Raw genomic sequence first — 16,879 nt, forward strand, 5'->3', positions numbered from 1 at the left:
GCATGGCACCGGCTATGCCGGTGATCGCGGGGCAAGCCCGCTCCTACAGGGTGGCGCAGGCCGGGAAGGCTGCGTTGTCACGTGGAGAACAGAGCCCTCTGTAGGAGCGGCTTTAGCCGCGATGCAGGCAACGCGGTGTCAGGCACCCGCCTTGCGGGTGATCGCGGCTAAAGCCGCTCCTACAGAAATCGTGAAAAATCAGATGGATACGATTATTCCGCGACCCGCATGCATCACCCTTCGGCAAACTGCCGCAACCGCTCGCCATCCAACCGGTAGCGCACCCATTCATCCTGCGGCTGCGCCCCCAGCGACTGGTAGAAGCCGATCGCCGGCTCGTTCCAGTCCAGCACGCTCCACTCCAGGCGCCCGCAGTTGTTCGCCAGCGCCTCGCGGGCGATGTGCCGCAGCAGCTTGCGACCGGCGCCGTCACCGCGTTGCTCGGGCGTCACGTAGAGGTCTTCCAGGTAAATACCATTGCGCCCCAGCCAAGTGGAATAGCTGTAGAAGTACACGGCAAAGCCAATGGCCTGGCCATCGCGCTCGCACATCAGGCTGCGCACGGTGCTGCCTTCGTCGAACAGGCTGTGCTCGATATCGGTGAGGGTCGCCACCACTTCGTGGCGTGCGCGTTCGTAGTCGGCCAGTTCGGTGATGAAGGCAAGAATCTGCTGGGCGTCGCCGCGCACCGCAGGGCGGATGGTCAGGCTCATGGCGTGTCTTCCTTGTAAAAGGCTACGGACCGTATCAGTAATGTGTATCTGTGCAATTTTCACAAACTGTACCGGTCGAGTTTCGCCGGGCTCCGTTAGTGTGGCCACACGATAACCAGAAAACGGAAATGCCCGCCATGCTTGCCTCTCTCGACCTGCTCAGCGCCTTCGTGCTGTTCGCCTTCGTCTCGTCCATCACCCCCGGCCCGAACAACACCATGTTGCTGGCCTCGGGGGTGAATTTCGGGGTGCGTCGCACCATCCCCCATGCGTTGGGGATCAGTGTCGGGTTCATGGTGCTGGTGCTGGCGGTGGGCCTGGGGCTGGGCGAGGTGTTCAAGGCCTGGCCGCCGCTGTACAGCATCCTGCGCTATGCGGGCGCCGCGTACCTGTTGTACCTGGCCTGGAAGATCGCCACCTCCGGGCCGATGTCCGGTGATACGGCCAGTGGCCGCAAACCGCTGGGTTTCTGGGGCGCGGCGGCGTTCCAGTGGGTCAACCCCAAGGCCTGGGTGATGGCGGTGGGGGCGATCACCACCTACACACCGGCCCAGGGTTATGTGTACAACGTCATCGTCATCGCGGCGGTGTTCGCCCTGGTGAACCTGCCTAGCGTGGGGATCTGGGTGATGTTCGGCAGTGCGCTGCGCAACCTGTTGCGCAACCCGCGCGCGGTGGTGCTGTTCAATGTCCTGATGGCCGTGTTGCTGGTGATTTCACTGTATCCGCTGCTGTTTGTAGAATCGGCGTTTTCCTGAAGCAATGAGTGCAGTCGATGGAGTTGATTCCCTGGTCCCATGAATGCGCCGAAGGCTTCACCTTGCGCGGCTGGCGCACACCACCGAGTGGCCGGCCGCTGTTGCACTTCCTGCATGGCAATGGTTTCTGCAGCCTGGCCTACCAGCCGCTGCTGATGCGCCTGGGCGAGCATTTCGACCTGTGGCTGAGTGATGTCCAGGGCCATGGCGACAGCGACCATGGTGGGGTGTTCCGCGGCTGGAACCGTACCGCCGCGCTGGCGGTGGAGGCGTTCGCAACCGAGCGTGGCGAATATGGCGAGGTGCCTCGGTATGCCGTGGGGCACAGCTTCGGTGGGGTGCTCACCGGGCTGATCCTGGCGGCCGAACCAGGGCTGTTCCAGCGTGCGGTGTTGCTCGACCCGGTGCTGTTCAGCCGCGGCATGATCGGCATGATGGGGGCGGCGGCGATGGTCGGCCTACACCGTCGCCACACCCTGGCGCGCAAGGCCGCGACCCGGCGCAGCCACTGGCCGGACCGCGAAGCGGCGCTGGCGTCGTTGCAGGGCCGGGGGATCTTCAAGGGCTGGAGCGATGCGGCCTTGCAGGCCTATGTGGAGCATGCCATCGGCGATTGCGGCGAGGGCGTGGTGCTCAAGTGCCGGCCCAGCCGCGAAGTGGAGATCTTCAGTTCGTTCCCCGAGCGCATGTGGCAGAGCCTGACGCGTATCCAGACCCCGACGCGGATCCTCTACGGTGAACACACCTATCCCTTCGTGCCGCATTCGGTGCGGCGGTTGGCCAGCCTCAATGCCCAGGTGACCGCACAGCAAGTGGCGGGCGGGCATTGCTTCATGCAGGAGGACCCGGCCGCCGCAGCAGAGCAGATAGTGGCGTTCCTGCAAGCGTGATCCCAAGTTCGGCGCCGCACCTGTAGGAGCCGGCTTTGCCGGCGAAGGGGCCAGTACAGTCAGCCCCCATGGATCAGATAATGAATTGAGCAGACTGCTGTCCATTTCGCGACGATTGCCTGCCGATTCGCGTGCGAACGACAGGCGCAGATTCCTTACGCTGGCGCTCCCCCAATGGAAGGAGCCCAGCATGAACCAGGCGGTCAGCCCAGACCCACAGCCCACCCTCGAACAATCCCCTGCCCGGCGCCGGCAACGCTGGCTGCGTTTCGGCCTGTCGCTGCTGGCCTACGGCGGCCACTGGTGGCTGGACGGGCGCTTCCTGGAGCAGACCGACGACGCCTATGTACGCGCCGACTGGGCGCCGATCAGCGCGCGGGTCAGCGGCTATGTGGCCGAGGTGGCGGTGGCCGACAATGCCACGGTCAAGGCTGGCGACCTGCTGGTACGCCTGGACGCACGCGACTTCCACGATCACCTGCGCAAGGCCGAGGCGCGCCTGGCGGTGAGCGAGGCGGCCGTGCAGGTGCAGCGCATGCGCTTGCACACCTTCGCCGCCGAACAGGACGAGCAGGTCCAGGCCATCGCCCGCGCCGAAGCCGAGCGGGGTGGCAGCCGGGGCGAGGCGCAACGCGCCGCTGCGGACTGGCAACGCTACCAACGCCTGGCCGAATGGCAGGCCGCCAGCGTGCAGCGCATGGAACAGGCCCGCGCCACAAGCATCCAGGCCCACGCCCTGCAACGCGCCGCCGATGCCGAACTTGCCCGCCAGCAGGCGCGCAAGGCGGTGCTGGCCCAACAAGGGCGGCAGCTGGAGGCCGAACTGGTGCAGCGCCAGGCCGACCTCGACCAGGCCCGCGCCGAGGCTGCGCTGGCCCGCAGTGCCCTGGCCGATACCGAGATCCGTGCACCGTTCGATGGCGTGGTGGGGCAGCGCAAGGTGCGCCAGCAGCAGTACGTCACGCCCGGCCTGCCACTGCTGGCGGTGGTGCCGGTGACGCAGGCCTACGTGGTCGCCAACTTCAAGGAAACCCAGCTGGCCCATCTGCGCCCGGGGCAGCCGGTCACGCTTGAGGTGGACACCTTCGGCCAGCACTGGCGGGGCACGGTGGACAGCCTGTCGCCGGGCTCCGGCGCGGTATTCGCCTTGCTGCCGCCGGACAACGCCACCGGCAACTTCACCAAGATCGTCCAGCGCTTCCCGGTGCGTATCCACCTCGACCCAGCCGCCGACGACGCGCCCGGCTTGCTGCCCGGCATGTCGGTGATCGCCACCGTGGATACCCGGCAGGCACGCCATGAGCGCTGAGGAGAAGGTCGGCGCGCGCGCCTGGGTGGCGGTGATCGGTGGCTTGTTCGGCTGCTTCATGGCGGGCATGAACGTGCATGTCACCAGCGCCGCCTTGCCCGAGATCGAGGGCGCGCTGGGCGCGAGCTTCGAGGAGGGCTCGTGGATCTCCACCGCCTACCTGGTGGCCGAGATCAGCATGATTCCGTTGACGGCCTGGCTGGTGCGGGTGTTTTCGCTGCGCCGGGTGATGCTGATGGGCTCGGCGATCTTCCTGGTCAGCTCGGTGAGTTGCGCGCTGGCCCCCAGCCTGGAGGCGATGATCGCATTGCGGCTGATCCAGGGGGCGTCCGGGGCGGTGCTGATTCCGCTGTCGATGCAGCTGATCATCACCGAGCTGCCGGCCAGCCGAATCCCGCTGGGGATGGCGCTGTTCAGCCTGGCCAACAGCGTGGCCCAGGCTGCCGGCCCGTCGATCGGTGGCTGGCTCACCGACATGTATTCCTGGCGATGGATCTTCCTCCTGCAGTTGCCGCCCGGCGTGGCGCTGCTGGCGGCGGTGGCCTGGTCGATCAAGGGCCAGGCCGGCGACCGCAGCGCCCTGCGTCAGGCCGACTGGCTGGGCATCGCGGCCATGGCGCTGGGCCTGGGGGCGTTGCAGGTGGTGCTGGAGGAGGGCGGGCGCAAGGACTGGTTTGATTCGCGATTCATCGTCACGTTCAGCGTCGTCGCGGTGCTCGCCCTGGCGTTGTTCATCCAGCGCCAGCTGTGGGGCGCGCGGCCGTTCATCAACCTGCGCCTGCTGGGCAGCTACAACTTTGGTGTCTCCAGCCTGGCCATGGCGGTGTTTGGCGCGGCGACCTTCGGCCTGGTGTTCCTGGTGCCCAACTACCTGTCGCTGGTGCAGGGCTACAGCGCCAGCGAAATCGGCAAGAGCCTGATCGCCTATGGCCTGGTCCAACTGTTGCTGGCGCCCTTGTTGCCGCGGTTGATGCGCTGGCTCAACGCCAAGCTGCTGGTGGCCAGCGGGTTCGCGATCATGGCCCTGGGCTGCTGGCTGGGGTCGCAACTGACGGTGGATTCGGGCAGCAATGTGATCATTCCCTCGACCGTGGTGCGTGGCATCGGCCAGCCGTTGATCATGGTGGCGCTGTCGGTGCTGGCGGTGAAGGGGCTGGACAAGGCCCAGGCGGGCTCCGCCTCGGCGTTGATCTCCATGTTGCGCAACCTGGGCGGTGCGTTGGGCACGGCGTTGCTGACGCAACTGGTGTCGCAGCGTGAGCGCTTTCATTCGGTGCGGGTGGGGGAGGGGCTGACACTGTTCGATGCCGCGCTGCAGGCGCGCCTGCCGGGGGGCATGGTCGACCCGCAGTCGCCCGAGGTGATGCAGACCCTGGCACTGATCGACCGCAGCGTGCGCGAGCAGGCCTACCTGATGGCCTACTCGGATGCCTTCTACCTGTCGTGCGTGGCGTTGCTGGGGTGCGCTTTGGCGGCGTTGCTGCTGCGCAACCGTTAGGGTTTCAGGCCAGCAGGTCCTCGTGGAAGGCGCCATAGGCATGTTCGGGATGAGCGATCTGGATTTCCAGGATCCACAGCCCGTCATGGGGTTCGCCGGTGAAGTCGCCGAGGTCGCCGGCGCGGTAGATGGCGTGGGGGAAGTCGCTGACCCGGTGGCCCTTGATATCCATGTTCAGGCGCCAACCCATGGCCTCGGCGCGGGTGGCGGCGAACCGGTAGAGCTCGACGCCGCTGGTGCGGGTCTGGCGCCAGTAGGCCTCGACTTCCTGGAACAGCTCCCTGGCCGCTGCGGCGCACGCGGCCATCTGTGGATCGTTGCCGGTGACGAAGGTGGCGCCGGCGTCACCTTCGTGGCCTTCCCAGACCACGCCCATGTCGATGAAGAAGATATCGTGCTCGCCCAGCACCGGGTCGCCATCGGAGCGTTGTTTGAAGGTCTTCAGCGTGTTTGTGCCGAAGCGGATGTGCGTCGGGTGCCAGATACGCTGCATGCCCAGCTCGGCCAGCACCTGCTGGGCCAGTTCGCGGGCCTGGGACTCGCGCATGCCGGGGTGGATGCCCTGGGCGATGCGCTCCACCGCCTGCCAGGTCATGGCTTGCGCATGCTTCATCAGCGCCAGCTGGTAGGGGGCGCCTACGGCTTCCTTGGCGGCGTTGGCTGGGGTCATGCCTGCACTCCTTGTGATGTCCGTCGTTATTTGTTTTGAATATAGCGATGGCTACGGAATGTGTCCTGCTTCGGTGGGGTCGGGCTGCAGCCCACGCAGGAGCATGGCGGTCATGGCGCGTGTCGAGGTTGGGGTCGGCTTGTGCGCGCCGCCGGCGAACGCGGCGAAGCGAAAGGCCGCCAGGGGCGCGGACCAGAGGAACAGCAGCAGGTGCTCGGGCGCGGTGCGGGCGATCAGGCCGCGATCCATCCAGGTGCTCAGGCAGGCCAGGCTCTGCCGCGCGCTGTGGCGCATGTCTTCGGTGCGCTGGCTCGACAGGTGATGGGCGCCATGCAGCAGCTCGCGCAGCCACACCCGCGCGGCATGCGGGTGGCGCCGGGCGACAGCCGCCTTGGCCTTGAGGTAGCGGGGCAGGGCCTGCTCGGGGCTGGTGTCGGGGGTCAGGGCCTGGGAGGCGCGCAGCAAAGGCTCCATGACCGTGTCCAGGACGGCGGCATACAGCGTGTGCTTGGTGCGAAAGTAATAGAACACGTTGGCCCGGGGCAGGCCCGCGCGGGTGGCGATGTCGTCGACGCGGGAGGCATTGAAACCGTGGAGGGCGAACTCTTCGCTGGCGGCGTCGAGGATCAGTTGCAGGTTGCGGTCGCGGATACTGGGCATGGCAGGCAGGGACTTCTGAATCGCTATGTTAAAAAGTATATAGTGATACGGGGTAGCCCTGCACCCATCGAATTCACGCCGGGCCTTCGGCCCGGCTTGAAAGGGTTCAGCTTGCCTGGTCGAGCCAGGCGTGGATCTGCTCCAGGGTGGCGGTGGCGCCACCGCAGACGATGACCAGCACATTGCCGTGGGCAGGCAGTGCCTCGGGGTGGTTCAGCAGGGCCAGCGCCGCGCCGCAAGCGGGTTCGACCAGCAGCCGGTGGTCGAACAGGAACCGCTCGCACGCCTCCAGCGCCTCGCGATCACTGACCAGATGGCTGTGCAGCGGATGGTTGCGCGCGCAGGCCAGCGCCTGTTCGGCCACGCGCTTGGCGCCCAGCGACGTGGCCACCGAGGTGATGCCTGGCAGCTCCACGGTGTGCCCGGCGGCGATGGCCGCGTGCAGCGAGGCGGCGCCTGTGGTTTCCACGGCGAGCACCGGCACATCGTGCCAGCCGTTGCGTTCAAGGCCCTCGACCACACCGCTGAGCAAGCCGCCACCGCCGACCGAGAGCACCACTGCGTCAGGCTTGAAGCCTGCCGCCGCCACTTCGTCGATCATGCTGGCATGGCCCTGCCACAGCAGCGGGTCGTCGAAGGGGTGGATGAAGGCGTCGCCTGGGCCGATCAGCGTCTGCGCATGGGCGTTGGCTTCCTGCCATGAACCGCCCTGGACCACCACCGTGGCGTCTTCGAGGCGCAGCAGTGCCTTGGCCCGCTCGGTGGTGGTCTCGGGCACCACCACGGTAACCGGTACACCCAGCTTGCGCCCGGCGTAGGCCACCGCCAGCCCGGCGTTGCCACCGGACGAGGAGACGAAATGGCGGGCGCCCCGGGCATGGTGCGTTTCGCAGGCATGGCCGACGCCGCGCAGCTTGAACGAACCGCATGGCTGCAAGGCTTCGAGCTTGAGCCAGACAGGGCGACCGGCGGCCAGCGACAGTGAACGGGACTCGATCAATGGGGTGGCGATGTGCAAGGGCATGGGAGGCTCCGTGGCGTCAGTCGCGGGCAGCCGGCACATGTTCGCCGCGCAGCTGCTCCAGGTAGTTGTAGATGGTGTAGCGGGTCACGCCGAGGGCTTCGGCGGCTTTCTCCACGCCGCCCTTGACGATGAACAGGCCGCGCTCCTGCATCACGCGCACGGCCTCGACCTTGGCCTGTTTGTTCATCCGGCCCTGGCCGCTGCGCTGCAGCGAGGCCTGGATGATCTCGGCCATCAGCACGCTCATGTCGGCGGGTTCGCTGACGGTGGGCGGCGCAGGCATGGCACCGAGGGGCTGGAAGTGCTGGAGGAAGGCCATGGCCGCCTCGAGGCCGGTGACGTCGGTGTTCACGCACAGGCTCGCGAAGGGGTGGCCGTGGCGGTCACGGAAGATTGCCGTGGCGCTGCGCAAGGTGCGGCCCTTCAGGGTGGTGGGGTAGTCGGGCAGCACCACCGGTTCACAGCCCTGCTGGTCGGCGGAAGCCTGCATCAGGGCCTTGAAGCCCTGGTCCTGCTCGGGGGCGGCGAGAATCGGGCTGCCGACCTGGCGCCCGGAAAGGTGGCCGTTGACGATGGCCACCACGGAGCGTTCCGGGTGGTCGAGGTCGTGCAGGAGGATTTCCAGGTTGCGCGGGGCGACACTGCCCAGGGCTTGGAGGGTGGCCTTGAGGACGGTGAGGGTGAGTTGGCGTTCTTGGGTGGGGGTCATGGCATCATGCAAGTATCAACATAAAGTTGATATTTGCATGATTTGTTGATTTTTTCCAGTTTGCTCGCACCCTATTGACCACGGCCCTCAAGACTTGCGCGATTCTTGTAGGAGCGGCCTTGTGCCGCGAAAGGGCCGCACAGCGGCCCCGGCGATCGTTGCCTAAACACCGAATCTGGGGCTGCTACGCAGCCCTTTCGCGGCACAAGGCCGCTCCTACAGGGTTTGGCCAACACTTTAGCCGTGTGAATCAGCCCAGCTTGGGGGTGCGGGGCGGGATCATGCGGCGCGAGCCGGTCGACTCGAAGGCGGCGGCGAATTTCAACAGATTGTTGTCGCTGTACGCGCGGCCCGCGAAGGTCAGGCCCACCGGCATGCCGATATCGGCCATCACGCCCATGGGCACGGTCACGGTTGGTACGCCCAGGTGACGGATCGCCAGGTTACCGTTGGCCACCCAGATGCCGTTGCTCCAGGCGATGTCCGCCGATTCGGGGTTGACGTCGGCGTCGGCCGGGCCCACGTCGGCCACGGTCGGGAACAGCACCGCGTCCAGGCCCTTTTCGTCCATCCAGTCTTCCAGGTCTTGCTTGCGGGTCTGTTCCAGGCCACGCAGGCCGTCAGGCACGGTAGCGATCTGGTCCCAGGCCTTGAGCCCGCGCTTGGCCATGTTGACGTACTCGTCCATGCCGGCGGCCAGGTCGTCCTCACGGTTGGGCAGGGTGCCCGGGTCGTGGGGGAAGATCTGCGGGCCGTCGACATCGGCCAGGCGGTTGAGCTTGGGGTCGTCGTTGGCGCGCAGGAAGTCGTCGAAGGCCCAGCCGGACAGCTCCCACAGTTCGTCATGCAGGAATTCCTTGCTGACGATGCCGCGGTTGTACACGGTCGGCGCGCCGGGGCGGTCGCCCTCGCAGTTGGAGACCAGCGGGAAGTCGGTCTCGACCACTTCGGCGCCGGCCGCTTCCAGCGCCTGGCGCGCCTGTTGCCACAGGTCGATCACGCTGGCGCGGGTGTGGATGCGCTGGCCGGTCGGGCCGCCAATGCCGGGCTTCTCGGAAGTACCGGCTTCGGCGTCGGCGTTGATATACATGCGTGGCACGCCGAAACGCTTGCCCTTGAGCGAGTCGGCGTTCGCCGCCAAATCCAGGTACGAAGCCGGGCGCACGCTGGAGGCGGCCGGGATCGGCACCCAAGGCTGCAGGCGCCACAGGTCGCCGCGCTTGTCGGCGTCGTCGGCCACCACCACGTCCAGGATTTCCAGCAGGTCGGCCATGGTCCGCGCGTAGGGCACGACCACGTCCATGGTCGGGGTCAGCGGCCAGTTGCCGCGCACCGAGATTACCCCGCGCGACGGGGTGTAGGCGCACAGGCCGTTGTTCGAAGCCGGGCCACGGCCACTGGACCAGGTTTCCTCGGCCAGGCCGAAGGCGCTGTAGCTGGCGGCGGTGGCGGTACCGGCACCGTTGGAGGAGCCGGAGGCGAACGGTGCGGTCAGGTAGTTGGCGTTGTACGGGCTTTCGGCGCGGCCATAGACGCCGCGCTGCATGCCGCCGTTGGCCATGGGCGGCATGTTGGTCTTGCCCAGGCAGATGGCGCCGCCGGCACGCAGGCGCTCGACGGTGAAGGCGTCGCGTTGGGCGACCAGGTCCTTGAACGCCGGGCTGCCGGAGGCGGCGGTCAGGCCCTTGACCAGGTAGCTGTCCTTGGCGGTGTAGGGGATGCCGTCCAGCGGGCCGAGGGTCTGGCCTCGGGCGCGACGGGCATCGGAGGCCTCGGCCTCGTTGAGCGCTTCAGGGTTGCGTACCACCACGGCGTTGAGGGCGGTGGCGGTGTCGGCTCCATCGTAGGCGTCGATGCGGGCCAGGTAGGCCTTCACCAGCTCGACCGCAGTGGTGCGGCCAGACGCGAGCGCGTCGCGCAGCTCGGCAATGGAAACCTCGGTTACCTCGATCATGCTGTCACCAGTTGTGCAGGTGGAAATCATGGCGGCGAGTGTAGCAAGAAGGTCTCGTCGGGCGCAGGCATGCAGCGGGGAAATGGCTCTATGCACCGTGGCATTGCTGGTGTTTGGCAAAACCGGGATCCTGTGTGGCCAAGAGCCACGCCACGGAGCCTGAATGAGCAAGCACGAATCGATCTGCCTCGACTTCACCGAGATCCCGCCATCGCGGCCGCCTTCTTCGGACGTGAGTGCGTTCGAGAAATTTGCCCGCGAATTCTTCGTGACGCTGTTCGATGCGCAGGTGATCAAGACGGTGGGGCGCGGGGCTGACAACGGTGCGGACCTGGTGCTGAAGGTGGGCGACGAGCGTTGGCTGGTCAGTTGCAAGCACTACCAGGGTGTCAGTGTCCCTCGCAGTGCAGAAGCGTCGCCACTGGGTGACATGCAGCAGTGGGGCTGCCAGCGGTTCATCGGCTTCTATCTGCCGGAGGCTTCGGACGGGCTGGTGACCCGATTGCGGCAGACCGAAGAAAACTGCCCTGAATTCCGTCACGAAATCTTCGATAACAGAGTCATCGAGCGCCACCTGATCTCCGGTACCAGCGCGGATGGCTGGTTGCTGGCCAAGCGCTGGTTTCCCAGAAGTTATGCGAAGATCAGCAGGTCGTTGGTCTATCCGATCACCCATTATGACCACGGGGACATCATCAGCGAGCCGGGTAGTACCCGCATCGAAGGCATCCCTACGCGAATCTGGTTCAACAAAGACAATCCCGTCGCCGCGCAGGAAGCTGCGCAGGAACTCATTGCCCACGCCAATGAGCTGGAGTCGGGGCGTGCCTATTCCAGTCTATTCCTTGAACACATACGCAATTTTGCCTTGATGTGCCCAGGTGCTTTTTTGCGTTACTCGGGAACTGAAGACAAGGACGTGAACATCCGGGGGCTGGCGCCGAGCTGGGACATGGCGCTGGTGAGGCGACTGTGCCTTGGGCAAAACCGCCATGCGCTGGAAAACCTGTGTCTGGTCTGGTCAATGTGGAGCCATGGTTTGGCCTGTCGAGTCTATCGTTTCGCCCGCTATTGGCTGGATGGAGATATCGACGCACACCAGGCGCAGGAGATGATGCATGTCGAGGCGCTTGAGGCCCTGCTAGCGGTCTGTGAACAGGACACGCTGATTCAGTCAAAGGCCAGGCGCCTGGATCACGACTTGAGCTTCGCCCACGTGGCGGCCTGTGGGCGGACCCTCGAGCGCGGCTACTACGCGGCACTGATGTGCTTCAGCCCTGGCAGGTTGTATGGCTGGCTGTCACGGGAGAGGGCACTGGTACGGTCAGCGATCCGGCATGGGGAGCAGGATCTGTTGCAGCCCGCGCTCTGGGCTGTTGCGCAAACCTACGACATGAGCGACTGGCACTATATCGTCCAGAAGTCCCCGACGCTGGAGGAGCTGCTGGTGTCTATCAACTACATCGACCATGACTACCTGACCCGGGTCAGGGCCCAGGCAGCAGGCCTACGCTGCCTGAGCGAACCGCTGCTGTCAGTCTGGCAACCTGCTGGCAGTGTTGACCGGCAGTTGGCCATGGCGTTGGGCTTCATGCCGGATCAAGACTGACACTGTGGTTCAGAGGGCCGTGATGTCCTTCGCCGAGTGCCTCTCTGGTACTTGGCTGGCTTCATCACCCCAGGTGCGGTTGACCCGTGTCCCTCGCAGCACCGCAGGGCGCTGGGCGATGGTTTCGGCCCAGCGTTGCACATGCGGGTACTCGTGCACCGCCAGGAACTCGGCCGCGCCGTACAGGTTGCCGCGCACCAGCTGGCCATACCACGGCCATACGGCGATGTCGGCGATGCTGTATTCGTCACCGCCCAGGTAGGCGCTTTCGGCCAGGCGGCGGTCGAGCACATCGAGCTGGCGCTTGGCTTCCATGGTGAAGCGGTTGATGGCGTACTCGAATTTTTCCGGCGCATACACGTAGAAATGGCCGAAACCGCCGCCCAGGTAGGGCGCCGAGCCCATCTGCCAGAACAGCCAGTTGAGGGTTTCCGTACGGGCGGCCAGCGATTTGGGCACAAAGGCGCCGAACTTCTCGGCCAGGTACAGCAGGATCGAGCCGGACTCGAACACCCGTACCGGCGGCTCGACACTGCGGTCGAGCAGGGCGGGGATCTTCGAGTTGGGGTTGACCCCGACGAAGCCGCTGCCGAACTGGTCGCCTTCGCCGATACGGATCAGCCAGGCGTCGTATTCGGCGCCCGTGTGGCCGAGGGCCAGCAACTCTTCGAGCAGGATGGTCACCTTCACGCCGTTGGGCGTGGCCAGCGAGTACAACTGCAGCGGGTGCTTGCCCACGGGCAGGTCCTTGTCGTGGGTCGGGCCGGCCACCGGACGATTGATGCTGGCGAACTGGCCGCCTGAAGGCGCTTCGTGGGTCCAGACCTTGGGCGGGACGTAAGGGTGCTTGCTCATGCGTGAAACTCCTTGAGGCTCGATACGGGCACATACACGTGTTGACTCGCATCTATGCCATGGGTTCGGCGCAAAGGGCAAATGCAATGGGCGCGGGCGCGTGGTGCAACTTAGGGCCGGTTCGCCAGCAAGGCTGGCTCCTACAGGGGGCGGTAGGAGCCAGCCTTGCTGGCGAACACCGGCAAGGCCGGTGCCAGGCAGAGGGGTCAGAAACTGTAGTCGACCGTGGCGAAGTACGAGCGCGGCGCGCCCAGCAACCACTGCTCGCCGCTATGGGCCGAGACCACATAGTCGCGGTTGAACAGGTTGTTCACCTGCAGGCCGAGGCGCACGTCCGGCAGCACCTGCCAGCCGAGGTTGGCATCCACCACGGTATAGCCCGGCACGGACTGTTCATTGTCGACGCTGGCATAGCGCTCATCGACATAACGCAGGCCCACGCCAGCATCCACCGTCTGGCCGAAACCCTTGCTCAGCCACAGGTTGGCGGTGCGCCGCGGCACGTTGGCGGGGCGGTTGCCGGCACGGTCCATCACCCCTTGCGAGGTGCTCTGCAGGTACTCGTCGTACTTGGCCCGCACCAGCGCGGCGTTGGCCGACAGCTGCCACTGGTTGCCCAGCGCCAGTTCCAGCGAGGCTTCCAGGCCGTCGGAAGTCTGCTGCCCGGCCTGCTGCTGGGTCTTGCTGGCCGGGTCGTAGACCAGCAGCTTCTTCTTGACGATGTGATAGGCCGCCAGGGTCCATTCGCCCTGGCCTTCCCAGAAGCGCTGCTTGATACCGAGCTCGGTCTGCTTCGCCTCGGTGAGGTCGAAGTCCATCTGCTTCTGGCTGAGGCTGATCAGGTTGCCGACGCCGTCCTCGCTGGTGGAGTACTGCCCATAGACCGAAAGGTCGTCGCTGAGCGCATAGACCAGCCCGGCGCGCCAGTTGCCGCCGCGCAGGCTGACGTCGCTGCGCGAGCCATCGACCAGGTTGTCACGGTCGATGTGGTTCTGGTCGCGGCGCACGCCGGTGACCAGCGACAGGCGCTCGGTCAGCTGGGTGCGGTTTTCCGCGAACAGGGCGACGGTGTGGGTGCTGGACAGGGTCTGCGGGCGCAGCGGCGAGGCGCTGTGGAACCCACCCGGTGCCGGGCGCCACGGGTCGACCAGGTCGACGCCGTCGTCGTTGTAGGGCGAATTGCTGTCGACGTTGAAGCGGATCTTGTTGTACTCGACACCGACCACGGTCTTGCTGGCCAGGCCGAACAGCCTTTGGTCGAAGGTGAAGCTCTGGCGGTCGCCGAACTGCTCCTGGTTGTGCTTGATCTCCAGGTAGCTGCCCCGTTGCAGCAGGCCGTCATCGGCGCTCCAGGTGTAGTCCTCGGCGTTGCGCCAGTGGCGGCGGCTCTTGATGTAGTACAGCTGGTTACTGGCCGAGACCGTGTCGCTGAGGGTCCAGTCGGTGGTCAGGCGCGTCCATTCGTCGTGGTAGCGCTGCACATCGTTGCGCACGTTGTAGTTCTTCTTGCGCAGGCTGTCGCGGTAGTGGCCGTCGATCAGCGGCGTGCCGTAGTAGTTGGCGGGCTCGGCGTCGCCGCGCTCGTGGGCGAGGGTGAAACTCAGGTCGTCGCTGGCATCGAAGCGCAGGGCGGCGCTGAGCGACAGGTTGCGCGAGTCGGTGCGGTCGACCCAGCCGTTGCCTTCCTGCTTGTTGAGCGTGACCCGGTAGCTCAGGCGCTCGCTCAGGCCGCCGCCGCTATCCAGGCCCAGTTGCTGGCGGTCCCAGGAACCGTAGCCCAGGCGCAGGTGGTTGTGGATTTCGCCGGCGAAGGGTTTTTTCGGGATCACGTTGACCACCGCGCCGGTGGCGCCTTCGCCGTACAACACCGAGGCCGGGCCGCGCAGCACGTCGATGCGCTCGACCATCCATGGGTCGACCGGGAAGGTCAGGGTGCCGGCGCCGGTGTACAGCCGCGCGCCGTCGAACAGTGTCATCACCGAACCCTGGCCGCTGAAACCGCGGGCCGACAGGCCGGTGCCGCCATCGCCGGGAGTGCCGATGAAGGTGATGCCCGGGGAGCGGGTCACGGCGTCCTGCACGGTGAGGTTGTTGCGTTGCAGAATCTGCTCGGCGGTGATGCTGCTGGTGCTGGCCGGGGTTTCCAGGGCGCTGAGGTTCAGCCGTGAACCGGCCTGGGTCGGGGTGGCCAGGTCGATGGCCGAGGGTTCGCGGGTCTCGGTGACCGCCGTGGAGGGCAGGGTGAGCGGGGCACCCTCGTGGTCGTCGGCCAGGGCCGGGAGCGAGACAGCCAGGCAGGCTGCCAGGGTGTGTAGCTTGTTGAATCGGGACATGTCGTTCCACTGCTGCAGGAATGAATGGATCCCGGTGGAAAACACGCAAAGGCGAACCGCATACGCAGGCGCGCACGCGATGACCGGCCTGCGCCCGCCCACCGCGGGTTGCCAAGTAAGGCTTCAGGCCGGTCTCCGGGCTTGCGAGGGTCGTGAAGCCTTCACCTTCCCATGCGTGTGCACAGTGGTCTGTCGAAGGGTTCGCTCGCTTACCGTTGCGGGGGCAGCGCCGGACTTGTCGTGAAAACGACTCACCGGCTTCCCGTTTCACCCTGCGCGCGGCGGCGCAGGACACCTGAAACTGGCGCGCATCTGACCATCGAACGAGGGGGGAGTCAATCATCTGGAGGGGCAGACCTGTCCGTGTGCGACAGGCCTGGCCCGGGGCGTTCAATGCCCGAACGCTTTCAGGCTGCCCTTGCGATTGGCTTCATAGGCTTCCTGCGCCATGGGCGTTGCCTGCGGGTTGCCCAGGTCTTCCATGGCCAGCCGGTGGGTTTCCGGCGCCAGGTACGCCGCGAACGCGCACACGCAGGTGATGAAGAACGCCAGCCCGCCGACCACCAGCGGGATATTGTCCGAACCCGGAGGCGCCACGGTGGCGAACAGCGCCGGCAGCATGGCGGTGAGCATGGTGCCGACGTTCTGTGCGATGGCCATGGCCGAGACCCGGTAGCGGGTCTGGAACAGCTCGGGGTAGAAGCTTGGGAACACCGCGTTGTAGCCCTGGTAGACCATGCCCCACATGACGATCGAGGCGGCGAAGGCCAGCGGCACGTTCTGAATGCTGATCGCATACAGGTAGACGAACGCCAGCAGGCCCGAGCCCAGGCAGCCGGCGATCATGGTCGGGCGGCGGCCGATCCGGTCGGAGAGGTTGCCGACGAAGGGGATCACCAGCACCGCGACGATATTGCCCACCACCGGGATCCACAGGTACACGCTCTTGTCGAAGCCGACGCCGTAGGCCGGTTGCACCGCGTAGGCCGCGCCGAAGATGGTGGCGACCACCGGGATCACGTTCATCAATGCCATGAACATCACCAGTACCATGTGCTTCCAGCTGTGGCGGAAGGCTTCGCTGATCGGCGACTTGGCGACCTTGTCCTGCTGCTCTTCCTGGACGAAGGCCGGGGTTTCGTGGACCTCCTTGCGGATGATGAAGCCGGCCACCAGCACCAGCGCACTCATCAGGAACGGGATGCGCCAGCCCCATTCGTTGAAGGCCTCGCTCGGCATGAAGTAGGCCAGCGGCAGGAACACCGCCGCCGCCATCACCTGGCCGGCCTGCACGCCTTGCAGCGTGTAGCTGGCGTAGTAGCCACGGCGGCCGAACGGCGCGTGCTCCATGATCATCGAGCTGGCCCCGGAGATCTCGCCGGCCACGGCGAAGCCCTGGACCAGGCGCAGCAGCACCAGCAGCGCCGGGGCGAGCAGGCCGATGTCGTGGTAGGTGGGCAGCAGGCCCACGGCCATGGTCGACAGGCCCATCAGGAACATGCACAGCAGCAGCACGTTCTTGCGCCCGCGGGTGTCGCCCCAGTGGCCGAGCACGAAGGCGCCCACCGGGCGGGCCAGGTAGCCGACGCCGTAGGTGGCCAGCGAGGCGATGATGGCCATCTTCGGGTCGGTGGAGGGGAAGAAGATCTGCGGGAAGATCAGTGCCGCGGCCTGGGCGTAGATGAAGAAGTCGTAGTACTCGAGGGCAGAGCCGATCCATCCGCTGGCGGTGGCTTTCTTGGCTTGGGAGCTTGAGCGGGCCATGTTGTCTCCGTTGTGCTTGTCGGTGGCCGAAAGGTCAGCGCGCACGGGGCGCGTGAACCGGGGGGCGATAAGGAGAAGACGAACATGGCGGTGCGGATCGCAGGGCGAGGAACGTGAGCATAGGTCGGTACCC

14 protein-coding genes and 1 riboswitch are annotated in these 16,879 nt (G+C 66.1%); of the genes, 5 read left to right on the forward strand and 9 right to left on the reverse strand.

From position 1 onward, the window contains the following. Positions 1-233: 233 nt before the first annotated feature. Entirely contained in the window at positions 234-713 is a 480-nt protein-coding gene (locus tag NGM28_RS02525) for a GNAT family N-acetyltransferase (protein ID WP_248919532.1), read from the reverse strand. Positions 714-841: 128 nt separating this feature from the next. On the opposite strand from NGM28_RS02525, the gene NGM28_RS02530 reads away from it, so the two are divergent. From NGM28_RS02530 to NGM28_RS02545, 4 genes are all read left to right on the forward strand, one after another. Then, positions 842-1,471 (forward strand): LysE family translocator, encoded by a 630-nt coding sequence (locus tag NGM28_RS02530; protein WP_213660486.1) that lies wholly within the window; start codon positions 842-844, stop codon positions 1,469-1,471. A 17-nt stretch (positions 1,472-1,488) separates the two neighbouring features. Beyond that, positions 1,489-2,361, forward strand: a complete 873-nt coding sequence (locus tag NGM28_RS02535; RefSeq protein ID WP_240063195.1) for an alpha/beta fold hydrolase — start codon at positions 1,489-1,491, stop codon at positions 2,359-2,361. A 190-nt stretch (positions 2,362-2,551) separates the two neighbouring features. Next, positions 2,552-3,670: an HlyD family secretion protein gene (locus tag NGM28_RS02540; protein WP_252088577.1), complete on the forward strand. Its 1,119-nt coding sequence runs from the start codon at positions 2,552-2,554 to the stop codon at positions 3,668-3,670. Then, on the forward strand, positions 3,660-5,168 hold the full coding sequence (locus NGM28_RS02545) for an MDR family MFS transporter (RefSeq protein ID WP_252088578.1): 1,509 nt from the start codon (positions 3,660-3,662) through the stop codon (positions 5,166-5,168). Before NGM28_RS02540 ends, NGM28_RS02545 begins: the two co-directional genes overlap by 11 nt. A 4-nt stretch (positions 5,169-5,172) precedes the next feature. On the opposite strand, the gene NGM28_RS02550 is transcribed toward NGM28_RS02545, so the two are convergent. From NGM28_RS02550 to NGM28_RS02570, 5 genes are all read right to left on the reverse strand, one after another. Further along, positions 5,173-5,838, reverse strand: a complete 666-nt coding sequence (locus NGM28_RS02550) for a M24 family metallopeptidase (RefSeq protein ID WP_240063198.1) — start codon at positions 5,836-5,838, stop codon at positions 5,173-5,175. 51 nt (positions 5,839-5,889) lie between these two features. Beyond that, positions 5,890-6,498 (reverse strand): TetR family transcriptional regulator C-terminal domain-containing protein, encoded by a 609-nt coding sequence (locus NGM28_RS02555; RefSeq protein ID WP_240063199.1) that lies wholly within the window; start codon positions 6,496-6,498, stop codon positions 5,890-5,892. Between the two features lie 106 nt (positions 6,499-6,604). Then, the gene (locus NGM28_RS02560) at positions 6,605-7,522 is read right to left on the reverse strand and encodes a pyridoxal-phosphate dependent enzyme (protein WP_252088579.1); all 918 of its coding nucleotides are present in this window, start codon (positions 7,520-7,522) and stop codon (positions 6,605-6,607) included. Positions 7,523-7,538: 16 nt separating this feature from the next. Beyond that, a complete protein-coding gene (locus NGM28_RS02565) occupies positions 7,539-8,231 on the reverse strand; it encodes a helix-turn-helix transcriptional regulator (protein ID WP_252088580.1) in 693 nt (230 codons plus the stop codon). A gap of 250 nt (positions 8,232-8,481) precedes the next feature. Continuing rightward, complete coding sequence (locus tag NGM28_RS02570) at positions 8,482-10,185, reverse strand: amidase (protein WP_252088581.1); 1,704 nt, start codon at positions 10,183-10,185, stop codon at positions 8,482-8,484. Positions 10,186-10,348: 163 nt separating this feature from the next. Between NGM28_RS02570 and NGM28_RS02575 the strand changes: the two genes are divergently transcribed. Beyond that, positions 10,349-11,794 carry a restriction endonuclease gene (locus NGM28_RS02575; protein WP_252088582.1) on the forward strand — a complete coding sequence of 482 codons (1,446 nt, stop codon included), beginning with the start codon at positions 10,349-10,351 and terminating at the stop codon, positions 11,792-11,794. A 9-nt stretch (positions 11,795-11,803) separates the two neighbouring features. Here the strand turns inward: NGM28_RS02575 and yghU are convergent, their stop codons facing one another. From yghU to NGM28_RS02590, 3 genes are all read right to left on the reverse strand, one after another. After that, entirely contained in the window at positions 11,804-12,649 is an 846-nt protein-coding gene (gene yghU, locus NGM28_RS02580; protein ID WP_252088583.1) for a glutathione-dependent disulfide-bond oxidoreductase, read from the reverse strand. 206 nt (positions 12,650-12,855) lie between these two features. Then, complete coding sequence (locus NGM28_RS02585) at positions 12,856-14,982, reverse strand: TonB-dependent receptor (RefSeq protein WP_252088584.1); 2,127 nt, start codon at positions 14,980-14,982, stop codon at positions 12,856-12,858. Positions 14,983-15,091: 109 nt separating this feature from the next. Next, a riboswitch (cobalamin riboswitch) is annotated at positions 15,092-15,296 on the reverse strand. A 76-nt stretch (positions 15,297-15,372) separates the two neighbouring features. Further along, positions 15,373-16,746 (reverse strand): MFS transporter, encoded by a 1,374-nt coding sequence (locus NGM28_RS02590; RefSeq protein WP_240063207.1) that lies wholly within the window; start codon positions 16,744-16,746, stop codon positions 15,373-15,375. Positions 16,747-16,879: the final 133 nt, after the last annotated feature.

Source organism: Pseudomonas sp. MWU13-3659 (assembly GCF_023757525.1).
In the GTDB taxonomy this organism is placed as follows: domain Bacteria; phylum Pseudomonadota; class Gammaproteobacteria; order Pseudomonadales; family Pseudomonadaceae; genus Aquipseudomonas; species Aquipseudomonas entomophila_E.

What these genes read in the sequence shown, in the direction of transcription:
- NGM28_RS02525 (WP_248919532.1), bottom strand. Translation starts at nt 713, where the DNA reads ATGAGCCTGACCATCCGCCCTGCGGTGCGCGGCGACGCCCAGCAGATT.
- NGM28_RS02530 (WP_213660486.1), top strand. Translation starts at nt 842, where the DNA reads ATGCCCGCCATGCTTGCCTCTCTCGACCTGCTCAGCGCCTTCGTGCTG.
- NGM28_RS02535 (WP_240063195.1), top strand. Translation starts at nt 1,489, where the DNA reads ATGGAGTTGATTCCCTGGTCCCATGAATGCGCCGAAGGCTTCACCTTG.
- NGM28_RS02540 (WP_252088577.1), top strand. Translation starts at nt 2,552, where the DNA reads ATGAACCAGGCGGTCAGCCCAGACCCACAGCCCACCCTCGAACAATCC.
- NGM28_RS02545 (WP_252088578.1), top strand. Translation starts at nt 3,660, where the DNA reads ATGAGCGCTGAGGAGAAGGTCGGCGCGCGCGCCTGGGTGGCGGTGATC.
- NGM28_RS02550 (WP_240063198.1), bottom strand. Translation starts at nt 5,838, where the DNA reads ATGACCCCAGCCAACGCCGCCAAGGAAGCCGTAGGCGCCCCCTACCAG.
- NGM28_RS02555 (WP_240063199.1), bottom strand. Translation starts at nt 6,498, where the DNA reads ATGCCCAGTATCCGCGACCGCAACCTGCAACTGATCCTCGACGCCGCC.
- NGM28_RS02560 (WP_252088579.1), bottom strand. Translation starts at nt 7,522, where the DNA reads ATGCCCTTGCACATCGCCACCCCATTGATCGAGTCCCGTTCACTGTCG.
- NGM28_RS02565 (WP_252088580.1), bottom strand. Translation starts at nt 8,231, where the DNA reads ATGACCCCCACCCAAGAACGCCAACTCACCCTCACCGTCCTCAAGGCC.
- NGM28_RS02570 (WP_252088581.1), bottom strand. Translation starts at nt 10,185, where the DNA reads ATGATCGAGGTAACCGAGGTTTCCATTGCCGAGCTGCGCGACGCGCTC.
- NGM28_RS02575 (WP_252088582.1), top strand. Translation starts at nt 10,349, where the DNA reads ATGAGCAAGCACGAATCGATCTGCCTCGACTTCACCGAGATCCCGCCA.
- yghU (WP_252088583.1), bottom strand. Translation starts at nt 12,649, where the DNA reads ATGAGCAAGCACCCTTACGTCCCGCCCAAGGTCTGGACCCACGAAGCG.
- NGM28_RS02585 (WP_252088584.1), bottom strand. Translation starts at nt 14,982, where the DNA reads ATGTCCCGATTCAACAAGCTACACACCCTGGCAGCCTGCCTGGCTGTC.
- NGM28_RS02590 (WP_240063207.1), bottom strand. Translation starts at nt 16,746, where the DNA reads ATGGCCCGCTCAAGCTCCCAAGCCAAGAAAGCCACCGCCAGCGGATGG.